This is a genomic window from Candidatus Binatia bacterium, from assembly GCA_036504975.1.
Classification (GTDB): domain Bacteria; phylum Desulfobacterota; class Binatia; order UBA9968; family UBA9968; genus JAJPJQ01.
The window spans coordinates 1-20,132 of record DASXUF010000138.1 but is presented as its reverse complement, the minus strand read 5'-3'; the positions used below and the strand labels follow the sequence as shown (position 1 = coordinate 20,132).

18 protein-coding genes are annotated in these 20,132 nt (G+C 58.7%); all 18 read left to right on the top strand.

The genetic code is table 11. From position 1 onward, the window contains the following. Window position 1: 1 nt before the first annotated feature. The 18 genes from VGL70_17755 to VGL70_17670 all read left to right on the top strand — a co-directional run bounded on the left by VGL70_17755 (window position 2) and on the right by VGL70_17670 (window position 20,057). The gene (locus tag VGL70_17755; protein ID HEY3305370.1) at window positions 2–892 is read left to right on the top strand and encodes a DUF58 domain-containing protein; all 891 of its coding nucleotides are present in this window, start codon (window positions 2–4) and stop codon (window positions 890–892) included. 4 nt (window positions 893–896) lie between these two features. Next, complete coding sequence (locus tag VGL70_17750) at window positions 897–2,723, top strand: VWA domain-containing protein (GenBank protein HEY3305369.1); 1,827 nt, start codon at window positions 897–899, stop codon at window positions 2,721–2,723. Window positions 2,724–2,726: 3 nt separating this feature from the next. Continuing rightward, entirely contained in the window at window positions 2,727–5,294 is a 2,568-nt protein-coding gene (locus tag VGL70_17745) for a VWA domain-containing protein (protein HEY3305368.1), read from the top strand. 169 nt (window positions 5,295–5,463) lie between these two features. After that, complete coding sequence (locus tag VGL70_17740) at window positions 5,464–6,777, top strand: M23 family metallopeptidase (protein HEY3305367.1); 1,314 nt, start codon at window positions 5,464–5,466, stop codon at window positions 6,775–6,777. Between the two features lie 271 nt (window positions 6,778–7,048). Continuing rightward, entirely contained in the window at window positions 7,049–7,513 is a 465-nt protein-coding gene (locus VGL70_17735; protein ID HEY3305366.1) for a phosphatidylglycerophosphatase A, read from the top strand. After that, window positions 7,510–8,742, top strand: coding sequence for a competence/damage-inducible protein A (locus VGL70_17730; protein ID HEY3305365.1), 1,233 nt, complete (start codon window positions 7,510–7,512; stop codon window positions 8,740–8,742). Before VGL70_17735 ends, VGL70_17730 begins: the two co-directional genes overlap by 4 nt. 2 nt (window positions 8,743–8,744) lie before the next feature. After that, window positions 8,745–9,314, top strand: a complete 570-nt coding sequence (thpR, locus tag VGL70_17725; protein HEY3305364.1) for an RNA 2',3'-cyclic phosphodiesterase — start codon at window positions 8,745–8,747, stop codon at window positions 9,312–9,314. A gap of 15 nt (window positions 9,315–9,329) precedes the next feature. Next, complete coding sequence (gene recA / locus VGL70_17720) at window positions 9,330–10,376, top strand: recombinase RecA (protein ID HEY3305363.1); 1,047 nt, start codon at window positions 9,330–9,332, stop codon at window positions 10,374–10,376. Further along, window positions 10,373–10,837: a regulatory protein RecX gene (locus VGL70_17715; protein HEY3305362.1), complete on the top strand. Its 465-nt coding sequence runs from the start codon at window positions 10,373–10,375 to the stop codon at window positions 10,835–10,837. The genes recA and VGL70_17715 overlap by 4 nt, the downstream gene beginning before the upstream one ends. Window positions 10,838–10,849: 12 nt before the next feature. Continuing rightward, on the top strand, window positions 10,850–11,119 hold the full coding sequence (locus VGL70_17710) for a hypothetical protein (GenBank protein HEY3305361.1): 270 nt from the start codon (window positions 10,850–10,852) through the stop codon (window positions 11,117–11,119). Between the two features lie 66 nt (window positions 11,120–11,185). Beyond that, window positions 11,186–11,563, top strand: coding sequence for a retroviral-like aspartic protease family protein (locus tag VGL70_17705; protein HEY3305360.1), 378 nt, complete (start codon window positions 11,186–11,188; stop codon window positions 11,561–11,563). Then, entirely contained in the window at window positions 11,560–14,196 is a 2,637-nt protein-coding gene (gene alaS / locus VGL70_17700) for an alanine--tRNA ligase (protein HEY3305359.1), read from the top strand. Before VGL70_17705 ends, alaS begins: the two co-directional genes overlap by 4 nt. Further along, window positions 14,166–14,621, top strand: coding sequence for a secondary thiamine-phosphate synthase enzyme YjbQ (locus tag VGL70_17695; protein ID HEY3305358.1), 456 nt, complete (start codon window positions 14,166–14,168; stop codon window positions 14,619–14,621). Before alaS ends, VGL70_17695 begins: the two co-directional genes overlap by 31 nt. Further along, window positions 14,618–15,655: a PhoH family protein gene (locus tag VGL70_17690; protein ID HEY3305357.1), complete on the top strand. Its 1,038-nt coding sequence runs from the start codon at window positions 14,618–14,620 to the stop codon at window positions 15,653–15,655. Before VGL70_17695 ends, VGL70_17690 begins: the two co-directional genes overlap by 4 nt. 23 nt (window positions 15,656–15,678) lie before the next feature. Further along, the gene (ybeY, locus tag VGL70_17685; GenBank protein HEY3305356.1) at window positions 15,679–16,131 is read left to right on the top strand and encodes an rRNA maturation RNase YbeY; all 453 of its coding nucleotides are present in this window, start codon (window positions 15,679–15,681) and stop codon (window positions 16,129–16,131) included. 33 nt (window positions 16,132–16,164) lie between these two features. Continuing rightward, window positions 16,165–17,284 (top strand): peptide chain release factor 2 gene (gene prfB, locus VGL70_17680; protein HEY3305355.1). Its coding sequence is split into 2 segments (ribosomal slippage): window positions 16,165–16,230 and window positions 16,232–17,284, totalling 1,119 coding nucleotides; the frame shifts between segments, so codons are not numbered across the junction. A gap of 34 nt (window positions 17,285–17,318) precedes the next feature. Continuing rightward, window positions 17,319–18,551: an MFS transporter gene (locus VGL70_17675; protein HEY3305354.1), complete on the top strand. Its 1,233-nt coding sequence runs from the start codon at window positions 17,319–17,321 to the stop codon at window positions 18,549–18,551. A gap of 561 nt (window positions 18,552–19,112) precedes the next feature. Continuing rightward, entirely contained in the window at window positions 19,113–20,057 is a 945-nt protein-coding gene (locus VGL70_17670) for an aldo/keto reductase (GenBank protein HEY3305353.1), read from the top strand. Window positions 20,058–20,132 lie beyond the last annotated feature (75 nt).

The window sequence follows — 20,132 nt, the reverse complement described above, 5'->3', positions numbered from 1 at the left end:
CATGCTCCCTGCCCCGTTCACCTCTGATTTCTTGAATCGTCTGGAAGTCTTGCGTCTGCGCACGCGCAAGGACGTCCTCGGCAATCACCCCGGCGCCTACTCTTCGCCCCGGCGCGGCACGAGCTTGGAGTTTGCCGATTACCGCAAATACTCGCCCGGCGACGACCTGCGCTATCTCGATTGGGGAATCTTCGCCCGCTCGGACCGGCTTTACGTCCGCCTCTTCCACGAGGAGGTGGACCTCTTCGCCTATATTTTTATCGACGCCAGCGGCTCGATGGCGTTCCCCTCACGCCGGGAGAAATTCGCTCCGGCCTCAAATCTCGCGCTGGCGCTGAGCTATGTGGTTCTGGCGAACCACGATCACGTCCGGCTCCATTCTCTCAAAGACACAAACGCCGCCGCCTCCCCTTTTTACCGCGGGCGCCAGCGCATGAGAGACCTGATTCGTTTTGTCTCCTCCGTCTCACCAGGTGGAGCGCTGGAGCCGGCGCCCTGCCTCGGTCTTCACCTAAAACACATCCGACGTCCCGGCAAAGCGATTCTGATTTCCGATTTTCTCCTGCCGGCCCCTGCCTACCAGCAAGGGTTGAATGTTCTCCGCGCTTTCAATCTCGACATCTCGGCAGTCCAGGTATTGAGCCGCGAGGAAATCGAGCCCGCGCTGCCGCGCGGCGAGCTGGGGCTGATCGACAGCGAAAGCCGCGAAGAGCTCAGGCTCCAATGGAGCGAGAGTCTTAGCCGCGAGTATCAGGAAAGATTGGAGCGTCACAACCGGGAGCTCAAGAGCTTTTGTCATCAGAGCGGAATTCAATACTCGCGTTATATCACCGACGAAGACTTGAGCGAGTTCGTGCTCAAGACGCTGCCGGCAACCGGCCTCTTCAGGTAAGACGATGGAATTTCTCAACCCCAGCGCTCTTTATGCCTTGGCGCTGCTGCCGCTTCTTATAATACCGTATTTGATCCAACGCCGGCCGCACCGACGGCTTTTTTCCAGCGTGTTCCTGCTGCGGGAACTCGCGCCGCGCTTGACCGCGCGCCCGTGGCGGCGCCTCTACCTGCCGCCGATCTTTTTCCTGCAACTATTCCTCCTCGCACTTTTGTTGTCCGCACTCGGAGAGCCGTCGCTATCCTTTCGCCCAGTAAACGTCGCCCTGGTTCTGGACAACTCGGCCAGCATGCAGGCGATGGAAAGCGAAAAGAGCCGCTTCCAACTGGCCCAAGACGAAGCGACAAAAATCTTACGCGCCCTTCCGGCGCAAGCCCGCGCCGATTTGTATCTCATCGCTCCGCGGCTCACGCGCCTGACGGAAGAAACATTGAGGCCTGGCGAGGCGATCACCCGGCTCAATTCACTCAAGCCGCTCGATCTGGCGGAGCCGGCCATCGACTATGCCGCCGAGTTCGCGCGCCTGATCCAGGAGAGAAGATACGAGCGCTTGCACTTTCTCACCGATCACCCCGCCGAGGGGCAGAATGAGACCGTGCGCGTGGTATCGGTGGGACGTCCCAAAGGCAATCTCGCGATCACCGCGTTCCAAGTCTCGCGTCGCTCGTGGGCGGCGCCGGAGCTGGAGGCGAGACTCTCGATCAGAAACTTCTCCACCACGAACGGAAAGTTCACGCTGGTTATAAAGGGAAACGGCAAGGCGCTCGCGAGCCGCGCCTATACCGTCCCGGCGGGCAAAGATGTCGAGGCATCGTTCGAAAATCTCCCGGCGCACCCCTACTACGAGGCCGAGATCGACGCCCGCGACGGCTTGACGCTCGATAATCGCCGCTTCGCCGTGCCGCCGTCGCAAAGCCGGCTCAAAATTCTCGCAGTCTCGCCGCGCCCCGAAGCGCTCTCCAGTCTGCGCGCGATTCCGGGCGTTGAGATTCAGGTCGTGTCGCCTCAAGCTTACGAAAAAGAAACCTTCGAGCCTCACGCGCTGGAGATCTTTCATTATTCCGCTCCGGCGGCGCTGCCCGACAGCCATGCTCTCTTCGTTTTGCCGCCGAAAGAGAACCCTTTGGTCGAGATCGGCGCCGTCTCTTCGGGGGCGGTCGTCTCCGGCTGGCGCGAGCCCCATCCGCTCACTCGCTATATCAATTTTGCTTTGTTTCGATCCGCATATACGCGGCCGCTGAAAACCGGAACCTTTGGCGAAGCGATCATCCAGGGACCGGACGGAGCGTTGGCCGTTGCGCTGGAGCAAAAAAACTTCCGCTATCTCGCCCTCGGCTTCGACCCGTTTCCGTTTCTCGGACAACAGAATCTCCCCGTGTCGATTTTCACTCTTAACATGCTCGAGTGGTTCCATCAGGCGCGGGGCGGAAATACCGGCTTCACGGGCGAGCCGCTGGCCGCGAAATTTCGCGCCGGAGAAACCGTGCTGGCGCCGGACGGGACAAAATACACGACGGAAAAATACTCCGGGGCCTTCGCTTCCACTTATACTCAGGGGATCTATCGGGCCACGGGTGGAGAAACGGAAAGGTTTTTCGCCGTCAATTTCAACGACGAGAGAGAATCGGATCTCCAGGAGCCGACAGCCATTCGGCTCGGCGGGGATCCAGGCGCAGTAACCGCGCGCGCCTTTTACGCGTCGCTTTGGCCTTATCTGCTGCTGGCCGCGCTCGCGCTGCTGATGCTGGAGTGGTTTCTGATTCCTGCTGCAACTCGCGAGCGCCCGGCGACGGAACCCGCCAGGCAGTCCGACGATTTTCGCTGGGCATAAAACATGAGTCTTCACTCTCAATTCGAATTCGGGCAGCCGTTATTTTTACTACTGTTCATTCTCTTGCCCCTGCTTTGGCTCGGCTGGCGCCGCTTCTTTCTGCCTGCGATCCTGTGGCGCTCCATCGTTCTTTCGCTATTGGTCCTCGCCCTGGCCGACCCGCGGGAGACCAAACAAACGTCGGCACGGACGCCGGCGGGCGAGCGCGTATTTGCTTTTGATTTGTCACGGAGCGTTTCCCCGGAGATGAGACTCTGGATGACGCAACAAAACTTGATGCCGCGGAGCGGCGACCGCGTCTTTGTCTTCGGCGGCGCGCCGGAAGAGGTCAAGGATTGGGAGCGCTGGCTGAAAGGTGAAGCGTCGATCGAGCGGATCAAGCCGGAAGAAACCAACCTGGAGGGGCTTTTCGCCGCTCTTCTGCGCCTGCCGCGGCGCGAGCGCAGCGTTTTTCTCTTCACGGACGGCTGGCAGACCGAAGGCGACGTGGGACGGCTGATTCCATCGCTGGCTCAGGCCGGTATCAAAGTCTATCCGATGCTGCCGCCGGAGCGGCCCGCGGCAGCCAACGTGGCGGTGAAAAAAGTCTTCGCTCCAAGCCTGGGCATCCAAGGTGAACCGGTCAACCTGAGCGTGCTCGTGGAAAACAACGACAGGAAGGAAGTCGATGGCAGTCTCGTCCTCAAGCGCAACGGCCAGCCGATCAAGAACGAGCCGGTACGGCTCAGGCCTGGTAGCCAGATGCTGAGCTATCAGACAGCCGTCGGCGAAGGGTCGTTAGTGTCGTTCCAAGCTCAATTCACGCCACGCCGCGCCGAGGCCGATCGCTTTTCTCAGGACAACCAGGCGACGGCATGGGTCGCGGTTCAGAGCAAGGAAAAAGTGTTGCTGCTGAACGGCCGAGCCGGCGAGGGTAACTATCTCGAAGAATTGCTCAAACGCCGCGGCTTCGAGATCACCTCGGTCATTGCTGGCAACTCGCCGCCCTCACCGGATGGGCACGGCCTCGTCATCTTTAACAATGTACAGAGGGACGTGTTTCCGCCGGCGTATCTCGGCGCGATCGAGCGGCACGTCAATGCCGGGAACGGCCTGCTCGTCTTGGGGGACGAAGGCGGCCTCGCGCCGGGAGGCTACCGGCAGACTCCGCTCGGACCGGTGTTGCCGGTCGAGATTATCGAGCACAAGAAGGAGGACACGAACCGGGCCGTGCTCCTTGTCATTGATAAATCCACGAGCATGGATCCAAGCGAGAACCGGTTCAAAGAGAACCGTCTCCTCTACGCAAAAATGACCGCGGCCGAGCTTCTAGGACAACTCCGGGAACAGGATTTCATCGGCGTGATCGCCGTCGATACGAAGCCCTCGACGATTGTTCCTATAGTCCCGGTCAAAAAAGCCCGCACAACTTTTGGAACGCAGATGGACGGCTTACGAGCTAAAGGCAACAGCTACCTTCTTCCCGGTCTCGAGGAGGCCATGAAGCAGCTTCAGAAGCAGCCCGCCGGTCGCAAGCATGTGATCCTTCTGACCGACGCAGATGAGATTCGTGGCAGTCCAAGCGAATATATCGACCTAGTCGGCTATATGAAGACTGAAGGCAAAATTAGAGTCTCGGCAGTCGGGATCGGCAATGGTGTCAATGAAGCTTTCATAAAACGAATCGCAACCTACGGCGACGGAGTTTACCATATCGCCACCAATCTATCCGAGCTGCCGCAAATCGTCTTTCAAGTGATCGCGCAAAAAGCTCCGGATATTAAGCGGCAGGAGAAGGCTTACGTCCCTGCGCTCGCCAGAGGATCGGAGATCCTCGCCGGCCTGCCGGACCGGTCCTTCCCGCCGTTAAAAGGGTATATCGAAAGCGAACTCAAAAAAGGCGCCCGTCTGGAGTTGATGCTGCCACACGATGCAACGACCTCCCCGCTTCTGGCTTCGTGGCGCTACGGTAAAGGGAAGTCGGCGGTTTTCACAAGCGATCAGGGGGGTCGCTGGTCGAAGGACTGGATCGCGTGGGGAGGACTGGAAAGGTTCTGGGGAAAAGTTTTCGACTGGCTTAGGCCGGAGCGAGGGAGCCTTCCGGCCCATGAGGTGAGAATCAATATGGTAGAGGATCAGCCGGTGTTGGACTTCTACCTCTATAGTCAAGAATTTGACGGTAATGTTTTTCGTTATTCGTACAGCAGTGCCGAGAGTGGTAAGGGAGAAGGCACGTTGAATCGCCTGGCGCCCGGCCATTACCAATCCAAGCTGCCGTTCGCCTCGCCTGGAGACTACCGGATCGAGCTTAAGGAGGAACGCCGCGGGCGCCTCGTAGGCTATCCCGTTGCAGGGTTTACCCTCCCCGTGAAGGCAAAAGGCGACGTTTATAAAGACGGGTTTAATCTAACGCTATTGGACCAAATCGCTGAATCCACCGGCGGATCGATAAATTTTCGCCCCGAGCAAGAGCCGAGGACGGTATATACGGCAGCCAAAGTGACATTCTTCCGCCCTTATTTTATCTTCCTTGCGGCGCTCGTCTTCCTTCTGGAAGTCTTCTTTAGGCGGTTTTTCCTGAGGGAAATTTAGCTTTTCGTGGCGCATGAAGGAATTCACGGCTTATTTAACGTAAGTCAGGACAATTCTTATGTTGACAACTCAGGACAGAGAGGTTATCAACAAAAGAATTTTGGCCCATTTTTTGGATTAAGCGAATGTAAAAAGGACGCCCAAGAAAAAAAGCTCGGCCATTTGCATCATGGTATTCAAACTCATCGTTGCGACCGGCACTTTAATCGGGGTGCTGGCATGGGTCCCGGTTGAAGTCTCAGCCGAGCAGGCATCCGCCGCGGAGGAGAGCGCGGCCGGGCTGCTTCCTACACTCAAGGGCGCCGTAGGAAAACCAGGCGCCCCGAATCTCCCGCCGCTTGAACAAGACTTTTCCCCGCCCGAAGGTCTCAGCGCCCTAAAAAGAATCAGCTACAAGATCCAATCCGGCGACACGCTCGGCAACCTGTTCGTCCGTAACGGCGTATCGCTGCAAGAAAGAAAGCTGTGGCTGCAGGCGATTCAAAAGCAGCTCCCGCTGAGCGCGTTCCGTCCGGGAAAAGAAGTTCAGCTTTACCTGAGCCGCGCTTCTTCGCCGAAGGCAAAAGAACAACTGAAGGCGGTCGAGGTCGAGCAGAATGAAGACTCCATCCTCACCTGGGAAAAAGGAACCAAGGGAATCGTCTTCAGCAAGCGCGAGAAGCCCTATGACGTCGAGCTTAAAACCGCCGGCGGAGTGATTGAGACGACGCTCTTCGAGGACGGCACACGGGTCGGGCTCAGCCAAACCGTTCTCTCGCAACTGGCGGACCTCTTTTCCTGGGAAATCGATTTTGACAAGGAGGTCCAGAAAGGTGACACCTTCAAAGTTCTATATGAAGACCGGTCGCGTAAGGATAGCAAGAACAAACCTTCGCTCAAGATTCTCGCCGCCGAGCTGGTGAGCGCGGGGCAGCGCTACTTTGCAATGTATTTTGAAAAGGAGAAGGGAAAAGGCGACTACTACGATCTCGACGGAAGGACTCTGGCGCGTGCATTCCTCCGCTTTCCGCTGGAATTCACCAATATCAGCTCGACATTCTCGCACTCGCGCTTCCATCCGATTCTGAAAATCGACCGCCCGCATAATGGCGTGGATTTCGCCGCCGGTTTGGGCACGCCGGTGCGCGCGGTCGCCGACGGCAAGATCCTTTATGCCGGATGGCGCAAGGGTGGTTACGGCCGGATGATCGAAGTGGAGCATGAATCGGACTATTCCTCGCGTTATGCTCATCTGCAAAGAGTCGCCAGAGGCATCCGCAACGGCGCGCCGGTTAAAAAGGGCCAGATCATCGGCTACGTCGGCAAATCCGGTTTAACGACCGGCCCGCATCTCCACTTCGAGATCTATCAGAACCGTGAATATATAGATCCGCTGAACTTCGAATCTCCCGCCGAACATCAAATCGAGCCCGCTCTGCTCAAGGTCTTCGAAAACCGGAAGCAGCTTTTCACCGCCGAGTTGGCCGCAACCCCGGCCTCCTAGACCGGGATTATTCATCTCTGCACGAGTTGCGTTGTCTTCCTTCGAGACCTTCGTGTCCGTTCGGCTGAGCTCACGGCCGAAGCCTTCGTGGTTAAAAAATCCTCTCACCACGAAGAGCACGACCCTTCGAGACCCTCAGGGTCGTGGTGAGCAAGGTCGAACCACGAAGCACGCGAAGTTTGGATGATTCGCCGTACCAACCTACTGCGTTCTGCTTGCTGGAAATACACACTTGGCGTAAAAGTGTACATTTCTTACGGATGGTGAAAAAATAACGAAGCGTATAACCTTATTTCTGATCACGGGAGCGGGCGCGGGGTATCTTCCCTGGGCCCCCGGCACCGCCGGAACGCTCGTGGCGATTCCTCTGTCGCTGGGCCTGAACCGCATCGCCGGCACGGCGCTCCACCTCGCGCTTCTTATGCTCATCGCGTTCGTCGCGTTCGCGACCTGGTTGTGTAAAAGGGGAGAAGAGGTTTTCGGAGGCAAAGACAGCCCTAAGATCGTCGTCGATGAGATCGCCGGATTTCTAGTGGCTAATTTTGCTTCTCCAGTCGAGTTAAAGCCGGCTCTCCTCGCATTCCTTCTGTTTCGCTTTTTCGATATCATAAAACCGTTTCCGGCCGGGCACGCGGAACGGATTTCGGAAGGCCTCGGTGTAATCTTGGACGACCTGATTGCCGGCTTTTATACCCTTGTCGTCTTACGTCTATTCTTATCGTGGGGCGTCGTATGATTCGTAAAGTCGCGATCTTAAGTACCGGCGACGAGCTGACGACCGGCCGGATCGTGGACACGAACTCCGCCTACATCGCGGGCCGGCTCTATTCTCTCGGCGTGGAAGTCGTAGCGGTCCTCAAAGTCGGCGACACCAAAGAACGGCTCCTTTGGGCGCTCGAGCATGGACTAGAACTCGGCGATCTCGTCATCGGCACGGGCGGCCTGGGCCCGACCGCCGACGATCTCACCAGCGAAGTCGTAGCGGGCTATTTCCGCCGCCCGCTCAAGATGGACGATGAAGTCGCGAGCGCTTTGAAGCGGCGGTTCGATGCGCGCGGCTTTCCCTGGACGGCCAACAATTTGAAGCAAGCGCTGTTTCCCGAGGGCGCGGAGATACTTCCCAATCCCGTGGGCACGGCGCCCGGCTTCAGGATTGAAACGGCGGACAAAAAGTCGCTTGTCTGGCTCTCGGGTGTTCCCCGCGAGATGGAAGCGATGATGCAGCAATCCGTCCTCCCTTGGATCGCGCAAGCGAGCGGCGGCGAGCAGGTATCCGCCCAAACGTTCAAAATTCATGGCTTGACGGAATCTAAGCTGGATGACATATTGAAGCCCGTTTTGCTTCCGCCGGGGGCGAGGCTTTCTTTCCGCGCTCACTATCCCGACCTAACGCTGCGCCTCACTCTCTGGGGAGGCCAAGAGAGAGAAAAAAACTTTTCCCAGCTCACGGCGCAAATCAGAGAGCTTCTCGAACCGCATATCTACGGCGAAGGCGACGTGACCTTGGAAGAGATCGTGGGCGAGCTCTTGCGGAAAAAAGGCTGGACCTTGGCGCTGGCCGAGTCCTTGACCGGCGGCGCCATCGGGCACAGGATCACGCGCGTCGCCAGCAGCTCGGGGTATTTCAAAAGCTCGATCGTGGCTTATTCCAACGAAGCCAAGCGCCGTTTTTTAGGCGTCAAGAAAACCACGCTGGAGCGGCATGGGGCGGTGAGCCGGGAGACGGCCCTGGAAATGGCTGAAGGAGCGCTGCGGGAAGCCGAGGCGGATATCGCGCTCAGCGTCACGGGAATCGCCGGGCCCTCGGGCGGAACCGACGAGAAGCCGGTCGGTAGCGTCTGGATCGGACTCGCCCGTCGCGGCCATAGCGAAACGCGCCATTTTCATTTTCACGGCGATCGCGAGCGCGTAATCCTCGGCGCCTCGCAGGCGGCGCTGAATTTTTTACGAACGGCCCTTTTGTAATCGTGATCCGTACCTTTGTCGCGATCAAAATCGACCCGGAAGTGGCGCAGAGAATCTGCGCGGCTCAATCGAAGCTCGACAAAAGTATGACCAGCATCCGCTGGGTCAAGCCGGAAAATTTGCATCTAACGCTCAAGTTTCTCGGGCCGGTAAGCGACGATAAAGTGACGCGGATAGCGGACTCGTTGGAGCGTGCGCTTCATCCCTTGGCGCGCTTCTCCGTTTCGTGTAGAGGATTGGGCGTATTTCCTGATATAAGAAGGGCCAAGGTGATCTGGGTCGGATTGGAAGGCAAACCGATTGCCGATTTGGCCGCGACGGTCGAGGCTGCTTTGGAACCGCTGGGCTTTCCGCGCGAGAAGCGAGAGTTTAAACCGCACCTGACGATCGGCCGCTGGCGCGAATCCGCCGGCCGGCCGGATCTGCTCCGCCGCGAGCTCGAAAGCGGACAAAAGCAGGACTTCGGCTCATCGCAGATGAACGAGGTGATTTTGTTTCAAAGCGTACTGAAACCGACCGGCGCTGTTTACACGCCGCTGAAGGTTTTTCCACTCGCTCAAAAGCTGGACTGAAAAGGGGGGTTCTAAATGGATGTGAACCGGGAGAAGGCGATCGACCTCGCGGTCAGCCAGATCGAAAGGCAATTCGGCAAAGGCGCGATCATGAAGCTCGGTGAGGGCGGAATCATCAAAGACGTCGCCGTCGTTTCCACAGGCTCGCTCGGCCTGGACCTGGCGTTGGGAGTCGGCGGCGTGCCGCGCGGCCGCGTGATCGAGATCTACGGACCGGAAGCCTCCGGCAAGACGACGCTCGCGCTCCATATCGTCGCCGAAGCCCAGAAGGGCGGCGGCATCGGCGCCTACATCGACGCCGAGCACGCGCTCGATCTAGCTTACGCGAAGAAGTTGGGCGTCAAGACGGACGACCTTCTTATCTCGCAGCCTGATCACGGCGAGCAGGCATTGGAGATCGCCGAGACGCTGGTCAGGAGCGGCGCAGTGGACGTCCTGGTCGTCGATTCGGTCGCGGCGCTCGTGCCCAAGGCCGAGATCGAAGGCGAGATGGGCGACGCCCACATGGGCCTTCAGGCGCGGCTCATGTCCCAGGCGCTGAGAAAGCTAACGGCGACGATCGCGCGCTCGCAGACGGTCGTGATCTTCATCAACCAGATCCGCATGAAGATCGGCGTGATGTTCGGCAATCCGGAAACCACGACCGGCGGCAACGCGCTAAAATTCTACGCCTCCGTCCGAATGGACATCCGCCGCATCGGCGCGCTCAAAGAAGGCGACTCTGTTATCGGCGGCCGCACTCGGGTAAAGGTTGTAAAGAACAAGATGGCGCCGCCGTTTAAAGAGGCCGAGTTCGACATTCTCTACGGCACGGGCATTTCGAGTCTCGGAGAGCTGGTCGATCTCGGCAGCGACACGGGCATCGTCGAGAAAAGCGGCGCCTGGTATTCCTTCAACGGCGACCGGATCGGCCAGGGCCGAGATAGCGCCAAGGAGTTTCTCAAAGCCCATTTCGATATCGCCAAAGACATCCGGGAAAAAATTCTCGACAAGGCGGGAATCAAGCGCGCCGCGGTTGAAGCGTCCGCGCCGGAAAAGAAGGACAAGAGCAAAGGCAAGTGAGGTCCCAAGACGAGGCGCTGAAGCAGGCAATTAAATTTCTCGGTTATCGCGCTCGAAGCGAAGCAGAGGTAAAAACCAAGCTCGCTCAATCGGGATTTCCATCCAAGATCATCGAACCTACCCTGGGAAAACTCCGCTCGCTCAAATTGCTCGACGACGAGGCCTTTGCCCGAAGCTTCGCGCAAGCTAGAATAGAGGATCGAGGCTACGGGCCGCTTCGTCTCGAAAGGGAGCTCAGACGGAAAGGAATCGCGAACTCGATCATCAGCCGGCTTCTCGACGAGTCTTTCGCGCAGAACGGCGGCCGAGAGCGAGCGAGAGCTCTGTTGGAAAAAACATTCCGCGGCCAGGACCTCAGCGACGTAAAAGCTTTGCGCCGGGCGGTCGGCTTCCTGCAGCGGCGCGGCTATCGCGACTCGGTGATTGCGGAGATTTTGAATCAACCTTTGGAAAACGGCTGAAGGAGGGTGACGATGACGCATAAGGGTGTCGCGAAAGGCAAATTTATTGAGTTGGAGGAGCCTTTGCCATATGCCGAAGGCCAACCGGTGAGCGTCTCGATCGAACCGTTGCGCCGAGAATTTCAACCCGGCTCGCCGGCTGCAATCCTCAAGGCGATGCGCGACTTGCCGCGTCTTAACCCAAAAGACGTTGACGAGTTAGAGCGCGTGATCGAGCAGGGCAGGTTGCCCGTTCGCACGGAGGGTTTGTTTGGCGGAGAAGGAGCGGCAAATCAGCGATGATATTCCTGCTGGATACCAACGCCTTTAGCGACTTGATGAGGCAATCGGCCGAAGGGGTAGGTTAGTATGGGCACGTTTTACATACGGTGTAAAATTGAAAACTCTGTCGATCGCACCAAGTCGGCCGTGATCCCCAAAATTTTGGTCGATACGGGAAGCGAATATACGTGGGTGCCGGAGCCGACGCTTGAGAAGCTCGGCATCAAGCGGGAAAAAAAGGACCTTGAGTTTGTGATGGCCAACGGTCAGCGAATCACTCGTAGTGTAGGGTTCGCCATCATTCGCGTGGACAAATTTTTCACGGTTGACGAGGTTGTATTCGCAGAAGAGGGCGATCTATCGCTCTTGGGGGCTAGGACTCTCGAAGGCATGAATCTTATCGTTGACTCAAGACTTAAGAAATTGGTTGCGGCAGGGCCGCTGCCCGTTGCGGCATCAAAATGACCGGCAACGAGATACGGAAATCTTTTTTAGACTACTTCGCCAAGCGCGGCCACACGATCGTCCGCAGCTCGTCGCTGGTGCCGGAGAAGGACCCGACCTTGCTGTTCACCAATGCCGGCATGGTGCAGTTTAAAAATATTTTCCTCGGCGTCGAGAAGCCTTCCGCCGTGCGCGCGGCAAGCGCGCAGAAGTGCCTCCGCATCAGCGGCAAGCACAACGACCTCGAGGCGGTCGGGCGCGACACTTACCATCACACGTTCTTCGAAATGCTCGGCAACTGGTCGTTCGGCGACTACTACAAGAAAGAGGCGATCGCCTGGGCATGGGAGCTGCTGACGCGCGAGTGGAAGCTGCCGAAAGACAAGCTGTGGGCGACCGTTTATGAGGACGACGAGGAAGCGGAGCGACTTTGGCTGGAAATCAGCGGCCTTCCCAAGGAGCGCATTCTCCGCTTCGGTGAAAAAGAAAATTTTTGGGAGATGGGCGAGTCCGGACCGTGCGGGCCGTGCAGCGAGATCCATCTCGACCGCGGCCCAGAAGCCTGCGACCACAAGAGCGTAAAGGGTCATCGGTGCCGGGTGAACGGCGACTGCGCCCGTTATATCGAGCTGTGGAATCTGGTCTTTATTCAATATAATCGCAAAGACGACAGGACGCTCGAAGATCTGCCCGCCAAGCACGTGGATACCGGCATGGGGCTGGAGCGCATCACGGCGGTACTCCAGGGCGTGCTCTCGAATTACGACATCGACTATATGCGCGGCATCATCGCCGAAGTCGAAAAGTTGGCGGTGAAAAAATATGGCGCGGATGCCGCGGCGGATAGCTCTTTCCGTGTCATCGCCGATCACAGCCGCGCCGTGAGCTTTTTGATCGCCGATGGCGTGATTCCCAGCAACGAAGGACGCGGGTATGTTTTGCGGAGGTTGCTAAGGCGCGCGGCGCGTCATGGCCGCATTCTCGGCTTGACCGAGCCGTTTCTCTATAAAGTCGCGGTGACCGTGGCGGAGGTGATGGGCGACGCCTATCCGGAGCTGCGCGAGCGCCAGCGATATATACAGGAGGTGATACGCAGCGAAGAGGAGCGTTTCAGCGAGACTCTGGAAAAAGGACTTGGACTTTTGGAAGGCGCAATCAGCCAGATGAAGCGTCACAAGCAAAAGGTGCTTTCTGGAGAGCTGGCGTTCCGGCTCTATGACACTTACGGTTTTCCGCTCGATCTTACCGAAGACATTCTCCGTGGCGAAGGAATCTCCGTGGATAACGCGGGCTTCGAGCGCCTCATGGAGGAGCAGCGCAGCCGGGCGCGGGGGGCGAGAGAAGTGTCGCAAAGCGATTTGAAAGTTCAACTCGATCGCCCGGTTCGTTTCATCGGCTACGACAGGATGGAGGCGGAATCGACCGTTCTGGCCATCTATGCGGAAGGACGGGGCAAGAACGAAGCAAATGAAGGCGCGGAGATCGATCTCATCACCGCCGAGACGCCTTTTTACGGCGAATCCGGCGGACAGGTGGGAGACCGCGGCGCGATCGAGACCGCGCGCGGCGACCGCATGGAAGTCATCGACACGCAGCACCCGACGCCGCAGTTGACCGTGCATCGCGGCAGAGTCGTGAAAGGACGCTTCCAGGTCGGCGACGAAGTCCATCTGGTCGTCGATCCGCGACACCGCCGGCGCACGGCGCTCAACCATTCGGCGACGCACATTCTACATTCCGTGTTGCGCGAAGAGCTTGGCGGACACGTGCGCCAGGCGGGTTCCCTGGTCGCGGCCGAGCGGCTGCGCTTCGATTTCAATCACACCGGCGCGATCCCCGACGAGAAGCTGGCCGACATTGAGCAACGCGTCAACGAGAGAATTCGCATCGACGCCGACGTGAGAACCGAAGAAACGAGCTACGACGAGGCGATCCGCAAGGGCGCGCTCGCCTTCTTCGGCGACAAGTACGGCGACACGGTACGCGTCGTTAAGATCGGCGATTTCTCCACCGAGCTTTGCGGCGGGACTCACGTCCACCGCTCCGGCGAGATCGGCATCTTCAAGCTCCACGCCGAGGGCGGCGTCGCTGCGGGCGTGAGGCGAGTCGAGGCCATGACCGGGGAGGGCGCGTTGGATCTGATCCGCACCTACGAGCAGCGACTGAAGGAGATCGGATCGCTGCTGCGCTCGGGAGCGGACGATACGGTCGAGAGAGTAAAGAAGCTCCTGCAGCAGCAAAAAGAGCTGGAGCGGGAGATCGAAACGCTCCGCGGCCAGCGGGGAAAAAATCAGCTCCCCGAGCTGCTGGCGAAAAAACAACAGGTCGACGGCGCCACGCTCGTCGTTTCTAAGGTCGAGAGAACCGACGCGAATCAATTGCGCGAGCTGGCCGACCAGCTCAAGGAAAAGATCGGCTCGGGATTCGTCTTCCTCGTGAGCGCCGGAGACTCCACCGTGTCGATGGTCGCTTCCGTAACCAAGGACATGACCTCGCGTTATCATGCGGGGAACATCGTCAAGCAAATCGCGCCGATCGTCGGCGGCGGCGGGGGCGGACGGCCGGACTTCGCCCAGGCCGGAGGTAAAGATCCGTCAAAGGTGGACGAGGCCGTCGATAAAGTATGGCAGATCGTGAAGTCAACGAACACGTAATGGTCATTCATACTGTAAAACTCACCGAGAAAACCCAGGGGCACTGCGACATCATCGACATCACGCCGAAAGTCCAGGAACAGCTTCAACGGCAAAAAGTCCGCCACGGTCTGGCTACCTTATTTGTCTCCGGCTCGACGGCGTCTCTCACGACGATCGAGTATGAATCCGGCGTGCTCGAGGACTTGAAGGAGTTGTTGGAGAGGTTGATCCCTTCGAACCGGAAATATCGCCACGACGACCGCTGGGGCGACGACAACGGCTACTCCCATCTGCGCGCCTCGCTCTTGGGTCCGTCGCTGCAGATCCCGATCGACGGCGGCCGGCTGCTTCTCGGCACCTGGCAGCAGATCGTGCTGCTCGATTTCGACAACCGGCCGCGCACGCGCGAGATCGTGCTGCAAATCATGGGAGAGAGCGAATGAAGGAAGAGAGCGGCAAGAAGGCGGAGGCCGCGGCCGTCGGCGAGAAAACGCGAATCGATTTCCCCGACCCGCACCACTTTCGCGATCTTCTCGGCCAGCACGACGAGCACCTGAAGATCATTCAGCGCGCTCTCGGAGCGAAACTCCACGTGCGCGGCTCGAGCATCGACATCGAGGGCGATGCCGTCGAGGTCGAGCTTGCGGCCAAGGTTCTCAAGCAGCTTTACGGCCTGTTGGAAAAAAATTATCCCGTGTACGGCAGCGATGTCGATTATGCCGTGCGCATCTTGAGCGGCGACAACCGCGCCCACCTGCAGGACATCTTTCTCGATACAATTTACATCTCTTCGCACAAGCGCACGATCACGCCCAAGAGCGTGGCCCAGAAAGCCTACATCGACGCGATCCGCCGCCACGACATCGTTTTCGGCATCGGCCCGGCGGGCACCGGCAAGACCTATCTCGCGATGGCGATGGCGGTGGCCGAACTGATGAAGAACAATTACGTGCGCATCATCCTGACCCGCCCCGCGGTCGAGGCGGGCGAGAAGCTCGGCTTTTTGCCCGGCGATCTCGCGGAAAAAGTAAATCCCTATTTGCGCCCGCTCTACGACGCGCTGCACGACATGGTCGATTTCGACCGCGCGCGCAAGCTCGTCGAGCGCGGCACGATCGAAGTCGCGCCGCTCGCCTTCATGCGCGGCCGGACACTGAACGACTCTTTCGTGATCCTCGACGAGGCGCAGAACACGACGCCCGAGCAGATGAAGATGTTCTTGACGCGCCTGGGCTATGGCTCGAAGGCGGTCATCACCGGCGACGTTACGCAGATCGATTTGCCGGCGGGAAAACCGTCTGGCCTGAAGGAGGCCTGGCGTATTCTCACCGGCGTCGAGGGAATCAAATTCGTGACTTTCACCGAGCGGGACGTCGCGCGCCACCGCCTGGTGCAGGAGATCATCACCGCGTACGAGCGCGACGAGACCCGATCGGCAACTGCGGGAAGAAAACAGAACCCCGACGGCGGCGATTGAGCGAACCCGCTCCTAAGTTTCCCATGAGCGTAGCAATAGTGAATCACGCGCCGGGAAGTAAGCTTCCACTTCACCGAATCAAAATGACGGCACAAAAGATTCTCGCTTCGCTCAAGCAGAATCGCGCGGAGCTCAGCGTCGCGCTGATAACCAATCGGGAGATCGCAAAGCTCAACCGAAAATATCGCCGCCACCCCAAGCCGACCGACGTGCTCTCCTTTCCCGTGGGCGCACTTCCGGAAGGACAGATGAGATTGCTGGGAGACGTGGTCATCTCGGTCGAACGGGCCGAGGAGCAGGCGAAAGCCTGCGGTTGGACGCTGGACCAAGAGATCGACCGCTTGTTGATCCACGGCATCCTTCATCTGCTCGGATACGATCACGAGCGCTCCAAAAAAGAGGCTCAAGTCATGCGCGCGCTGGAGAGAAAAATCTCGCGGACGCTTTGTGGAAATAAAGCGGCGGCGCTATACTAAGCTGCATCATCGGCCTAGAGCTGTTCGAACCCCATGCCTACATTCGAAGACACACAAGAGCAATTGACGCGCTTGCAGGAGAGGCTTGAGCTTCTCAGGAGGCGTCTTTGACCTCGACGGCAAGAAGAAGCGCGTCGAAGAGCTGAACCAGCTCACCTCCAAGCCCGATTTCTGGAACGACGCCGACAAGGCGCAAACGGTCCTCAAAGAGCAGGCGGGGATAAAAACCGTCCTGGAGTCGTGGGAGAAGTATCGCGCCGAGCTTGAAGAGGCGCGTTTTTTTCTCGACCTCGCCAAAGACGAGAAAAGCGAAGAGGCGCTGAACGAAGCCGCGGCCAAAGTCTCCCAGGTCGCGCAGGAGCTGGCCGAGCTCGAACTCAGGCAGATCCTCGGCGGCCCCGACGACCAGAGAAACGCGATCGTGAGCCTGCATCCGGGCGCGGGCGGTACCGAGGCGCAGGACTGGGCCGAGATCCTGCTGCGCATGTATCTCCGCTGGGCCGACCGCAGAGGCTACCGCCACGAGATTCTCGAGTACCAACCGGGAGAGGAAGCCGGCGTCAAAAGCGTTACCTTCACGGTCGAGGGGCAATATGCCTACGGATATCTCAAAGCCGAAGCCGGCATTCATCGCCTCGTTCGCATCTCGCCGTTCGACGCCAACTCGCGCCGCCACACGTCGTTTGCCTCCGTCTTCGTCTACCCCGAAGTCGACGACACGATCAAGGTAGAGATCGACGAGGCCGATCTCCGCGTCGATACCTATCGCTCCAGCGGCGCCGGCGGCCAGCACGTCAACAAGACCGACTCGGCCGTTCGGCTCACGCATATCCCGACGGGCATCGTGGTTGCCTGCCAGAACGAGCGCTCGCAGCACAAGAACAAGGCGATGGCGATGAAGATCCTGCGCTCGCGTCTCTACGAATTGGAGATCGAGAAACAGAAGGAAAAGATGGAGTCGTACAACAAGAACAAGAAGGAGATCGGCTTCGGCAGCCAGATCCGGTCGTATGTGCTGCACCCGTACCGGATGGTAAAAGACCACCGCACCGGCACGGAGATGGGCGACGCCGACCGCGTCCTCGACGGCGACCTCGACCGCTTCATTCAAGCTTACCTGTTGCAGGCGAGCGAGAGCCAAAGCCCAACGTAAGGTCCCCTCACATATCTCAGTTGCCGCCAACAAAATGAGCCGAAGAAATCCCGTTTACGATCTCGCCGCTCTATACTTCAGTGGAGCCTTGTGGAACGTCTGCATGGGCATGCTTCAGATCCTGGTGCCGCTTTACGCGTTATCCCTCGGCTTTTCGATCGTCAAAATCAGCAGTCTTGTCTCTCTGCCGGTCCTGGTCGAGCTGGTCGTGCGCTTCGGCGGCAGCGCTCTGTCCGATCGCTTCGGCGAGCGGCGCGTTCTGCAAATCTGCTTTTTTCTGATGGCGTTGGCGGCAGCAACGCTGCTGGCGGCAGATCAGTATATTCACCTCGCATTGGCGCAGGCGCTCGCCTTCTGCTCGCGCAGCTTGTTTTGGACTTCGATCCAGTCGCTGGGCAGCCAACTGCCGGGCGCCGACTTGGGAAAAAAATTAGGCAGGCTCTACGCCTGGAACTGCGGCGGCGGGCTCGTCGGCTTGAGTCTCGGCGGCGCGATCTTGGCGCTCGTGGGATTTGGCGCCGCATTTATCCTGCTCACGGCCGCGGCCATTTTTTGCATGCTGTTGAGCCTGCTGTTTCCGCGCGTCGAGCCCAAGCCCGGCGGACGGAGTTTCTGGACGATCACGCGAGGCATTGGGCGATTTCTCAGCTACCGGCACATATGGCTCGGTATCACGGTATCGTTCGCCGCCGCTCTGCCGGCGACCGTCGGCCAATCGCTCTATCCGCTCTATCTCGCTTTTTTGGCCTACGAAGAGCAGTGGATCGGCCTGCTGATTTCTTTCCGCGTCTTGGGCCCGGTCATGATCGGTTTGATGTTGGCGTCGTTCATCGCGATTTCACGGCAGAAAGGAATCTACGCCCTCGGCATGGCGGGCCTGGGATTCTTTCTAATCGCGACGGGATCGGTGCAGAACCCCATCGCCCTCGCATTCGTGATCGTAGGTCTCGGAGCGTGCGGCGGCTTCATGGATCTCTTGTATCAAGTCCAGGCGAGCGAGTTCAGCAAAGCCGGCGACCGCTCCGTGGCGATGGCGAGCAGCGGGCTGGGTTGGATTCTTTGCCCATTGATTACGCCGATGGCGGTCGGCTGGCTGGCGCAGAATTACGGTTTCCAGCTTGCCTTCACCGCCGCGGGAGCGTTTTTCCTCCTGGTTGCCGCAGGCACGCGCGCGTGGCATCGCCTGTTGTCGCCCGCCGACAGAAACGTCATAGAAGCTGTGGCTAGAACACAGACCACCGAAGACTCCGGCGCTTCATTATCGTAGCACCCTTTGCATCGTTTGATGCCGTGCCTGTAGATGTTTGCAGAATTCGCTGGGCACATAGCGAATTTTGCGCCTGCCGCCTTGCCGGTCGGTCATCACGACTGTTCCGTAGTCGAAAAGGCTGCTGAGCATACCGGGCCTGAACTCCGCCTCACGGAGTTCGATCAGGGACACCTCGACGTGTGCCGGACTACGGCCGAAGGCGATCCTTCCCATTGCTCTTCTATTCGTCACGGCAAACTCAGACCGGAGATAGGTTGAAAAAAGCACAAGGAGCGCAAGTAGCGCCGGCCACAGGAGAATCTGTGCCGGGATGCCGAATCCGCCCGCAGCGCCGGCGCAGGCTATGAGAAAGAATAGAGCCGGCCAAACAAAAATTACTGGGTGCAACTTTGTCTGGTAAACGATACGCTCACCATCCGCTAGATTTCGTTCGATGTAACCCATCTGACAAGTTGTGAGCTTACGTCAGTTTGTCCGAGCGTGTTGCAATTATGACTAAATTTGTGGAAAAGAGGAAGGTCGTTTGCGAGCACATCGGCAAACGGCCGTGGAGGAAAAATGGAATACAGAACACTCGGCAGAACCGGTTTGCGCGTGAGCGCGATCGGCCTCGGGACGATGGTGCACGCGGGCCACTTCGGCCCGATGAAGGACGAAGAGTCTCTCGGCGCCATCGACGCGGCCCTGGACTTGGGCGTGAACTTCATCGACACTTCCGACGCCTACGGCGCGGGATATTCTGAAACGCTGCTCGGAAAGGCGCTCAAGGGCAAGCGGGACAAAGTGATTCTCGCCACCAAAGGCGGCAACATCATGACTGGACCCGATCGCGGCAAGACCAACTTTTCCGCCGACTACATCGGCCGCGTCATGGACAAAAGTCTCAAGCGATTGCAGACCGATTATGTCGATCTCTACCAGTTGCACAATCCGAACGTGGAGACGATTCGCCGCGGAGACGTATGGGAGCTGCTCGAGCGCCGGAAGAAAGAAGGCAAGATTCGCCACTACGGCGTCTCGATCAATAAATTCGAAGAGGCGCTGGCTGCGATCGAAGGCGGACTGTCGGACACGATACAGCTCGAATACAACCTGCTCGCTCAGGAGCCGGCGGACAAAGTCTTTTCCCTCGCGCAAAAGAAAAACGTCGCCATCGTCGCGCGCGTGCCGCTCCGGCGCGGGCTTTTGACGGGGAAACTGAAGCCGGAGGACCAGGAGCGATTTCAACAAGACGACGTCCGCGCGCGCAACTTTCCCGGCGATATTTTTCCCAAGGAGCTGGCCAAGGTGGAAAAGCTGCGCTTCCTGGAAAAGCCCGGCCGGTCGCTCGCCCAGGCCGCGATCGCCTTTTGCCTGGCTCACCCCGCAGTCGGCGTGGTCATCCCCGGCGCGCGCAACGACCGTCAGGCGCGCGAGAACGCGGCCGCTGCCGAGGTGCGTCTGTCTCCAGACGAGCTGAATCGAGTCGCGGAATTGTGGCACAGCGGCTTCGACGCACGGTGAAACTTTTGACAATCTATTTCGTGCTTCGACAAGCTCAGCACGAACGGTTGTTCAATAACTTCGAGCATTCACCCG

Bases quoted from the DNA above. Each gene is read 5' to 3' on its own strand.
- VGL70_17755 (HEY3305370.1), top strand. From the start codon at position 2: ATGCTCCCTGCCCCGTTCACCTCTGATTTCTTGAATCGTCTGGAAGTC.
- VGL70_17750 (HEY3305369.1), top strand. From the start codon at position 897: ATGGAATTTCTCAACCCCAGCGCTCTTTATGCCTTGGCGCTGCTGCCG.
- VGL70_17745 (HEY3305368.1), top strand. From the start codon at position 2,727: ATGAGTCTTCACTCTCAATTCGAATTCGGGCAGCCGTTATTTTTACTA.
- VGL70_17740 (HEY3305367.1), top strand. From the start codon at position 5,464: ATGGTATTCAAACTCATCGTTGCGACCGGCACTTTAATCGGGGTGCTG.
- VGL70_17730 (HEY3305365.1), top strand. From the start codon at position 7,510: ATGATTCGTAAAGTCGCGATCTTAAGTACCGGCGACGAGCTGACGACC.
- recA (HEY3305363.1), top strand. From the start codon at position 9,330: ATGGATGTGAACCGGGAGAAGGCGATCGACCTCGCGGTCAGCCAGATC.
- VGL70_17710 (HEY3305361.1), top strand. From the start codon at position 10,850: ATGACGCATAAGGGTGTCGCGAAAGGCAAATTTATTGAGTTGGAGGAG.
- VGL70_17705 (HEY3305360.1), top strand. From the start codon at position 11,186: ATGGGCACGTTTTACATACGGTGTAAAATTGAAAACTCTGTCGATCGC.
- alaS (HEY3305359.1), top strand. From the start codon at position 11,560: ATGACCGGCAACGAGATACGGAAATCTTTTTTAGACTACTTCGCCAAG.
- VGL70_17695 (HEY3305358.1), top strand. From the start codon at position 14,166: ATGGCAGATCGTGAAGTCAACGAACACGTAATGGTCATTCATACTGTA.
- VGL70_17690 (HEY3305357.1), top strand. From the start codon at position 14,618: ATGAAGGAAGAGAGCGGCAAGAAGGCGGAGGCCGCGGCCGTCGGCGAG.
- ybeY (HEY3305356.1), top strand. From the start codon at position 15,679: ATGAGCGTAGCAATAGTGAATCACGCGCCGGGAAGTAAGCTTCCACTT.
- VGL70_17675 (HEY3305354.1), top strand. From the start codon at position 17,319: ATGAGCCGAAGAAATCCCGTTTACGATCTCGCCGCTCTATACTTCAGT.
- VGL70_17670 (HEY3305353.1), top strand. From the start codon at position 19,113: ATGGAATACAGAACACTCGGCAGAACCGGTTTGCGCGTGAGCGCGATC.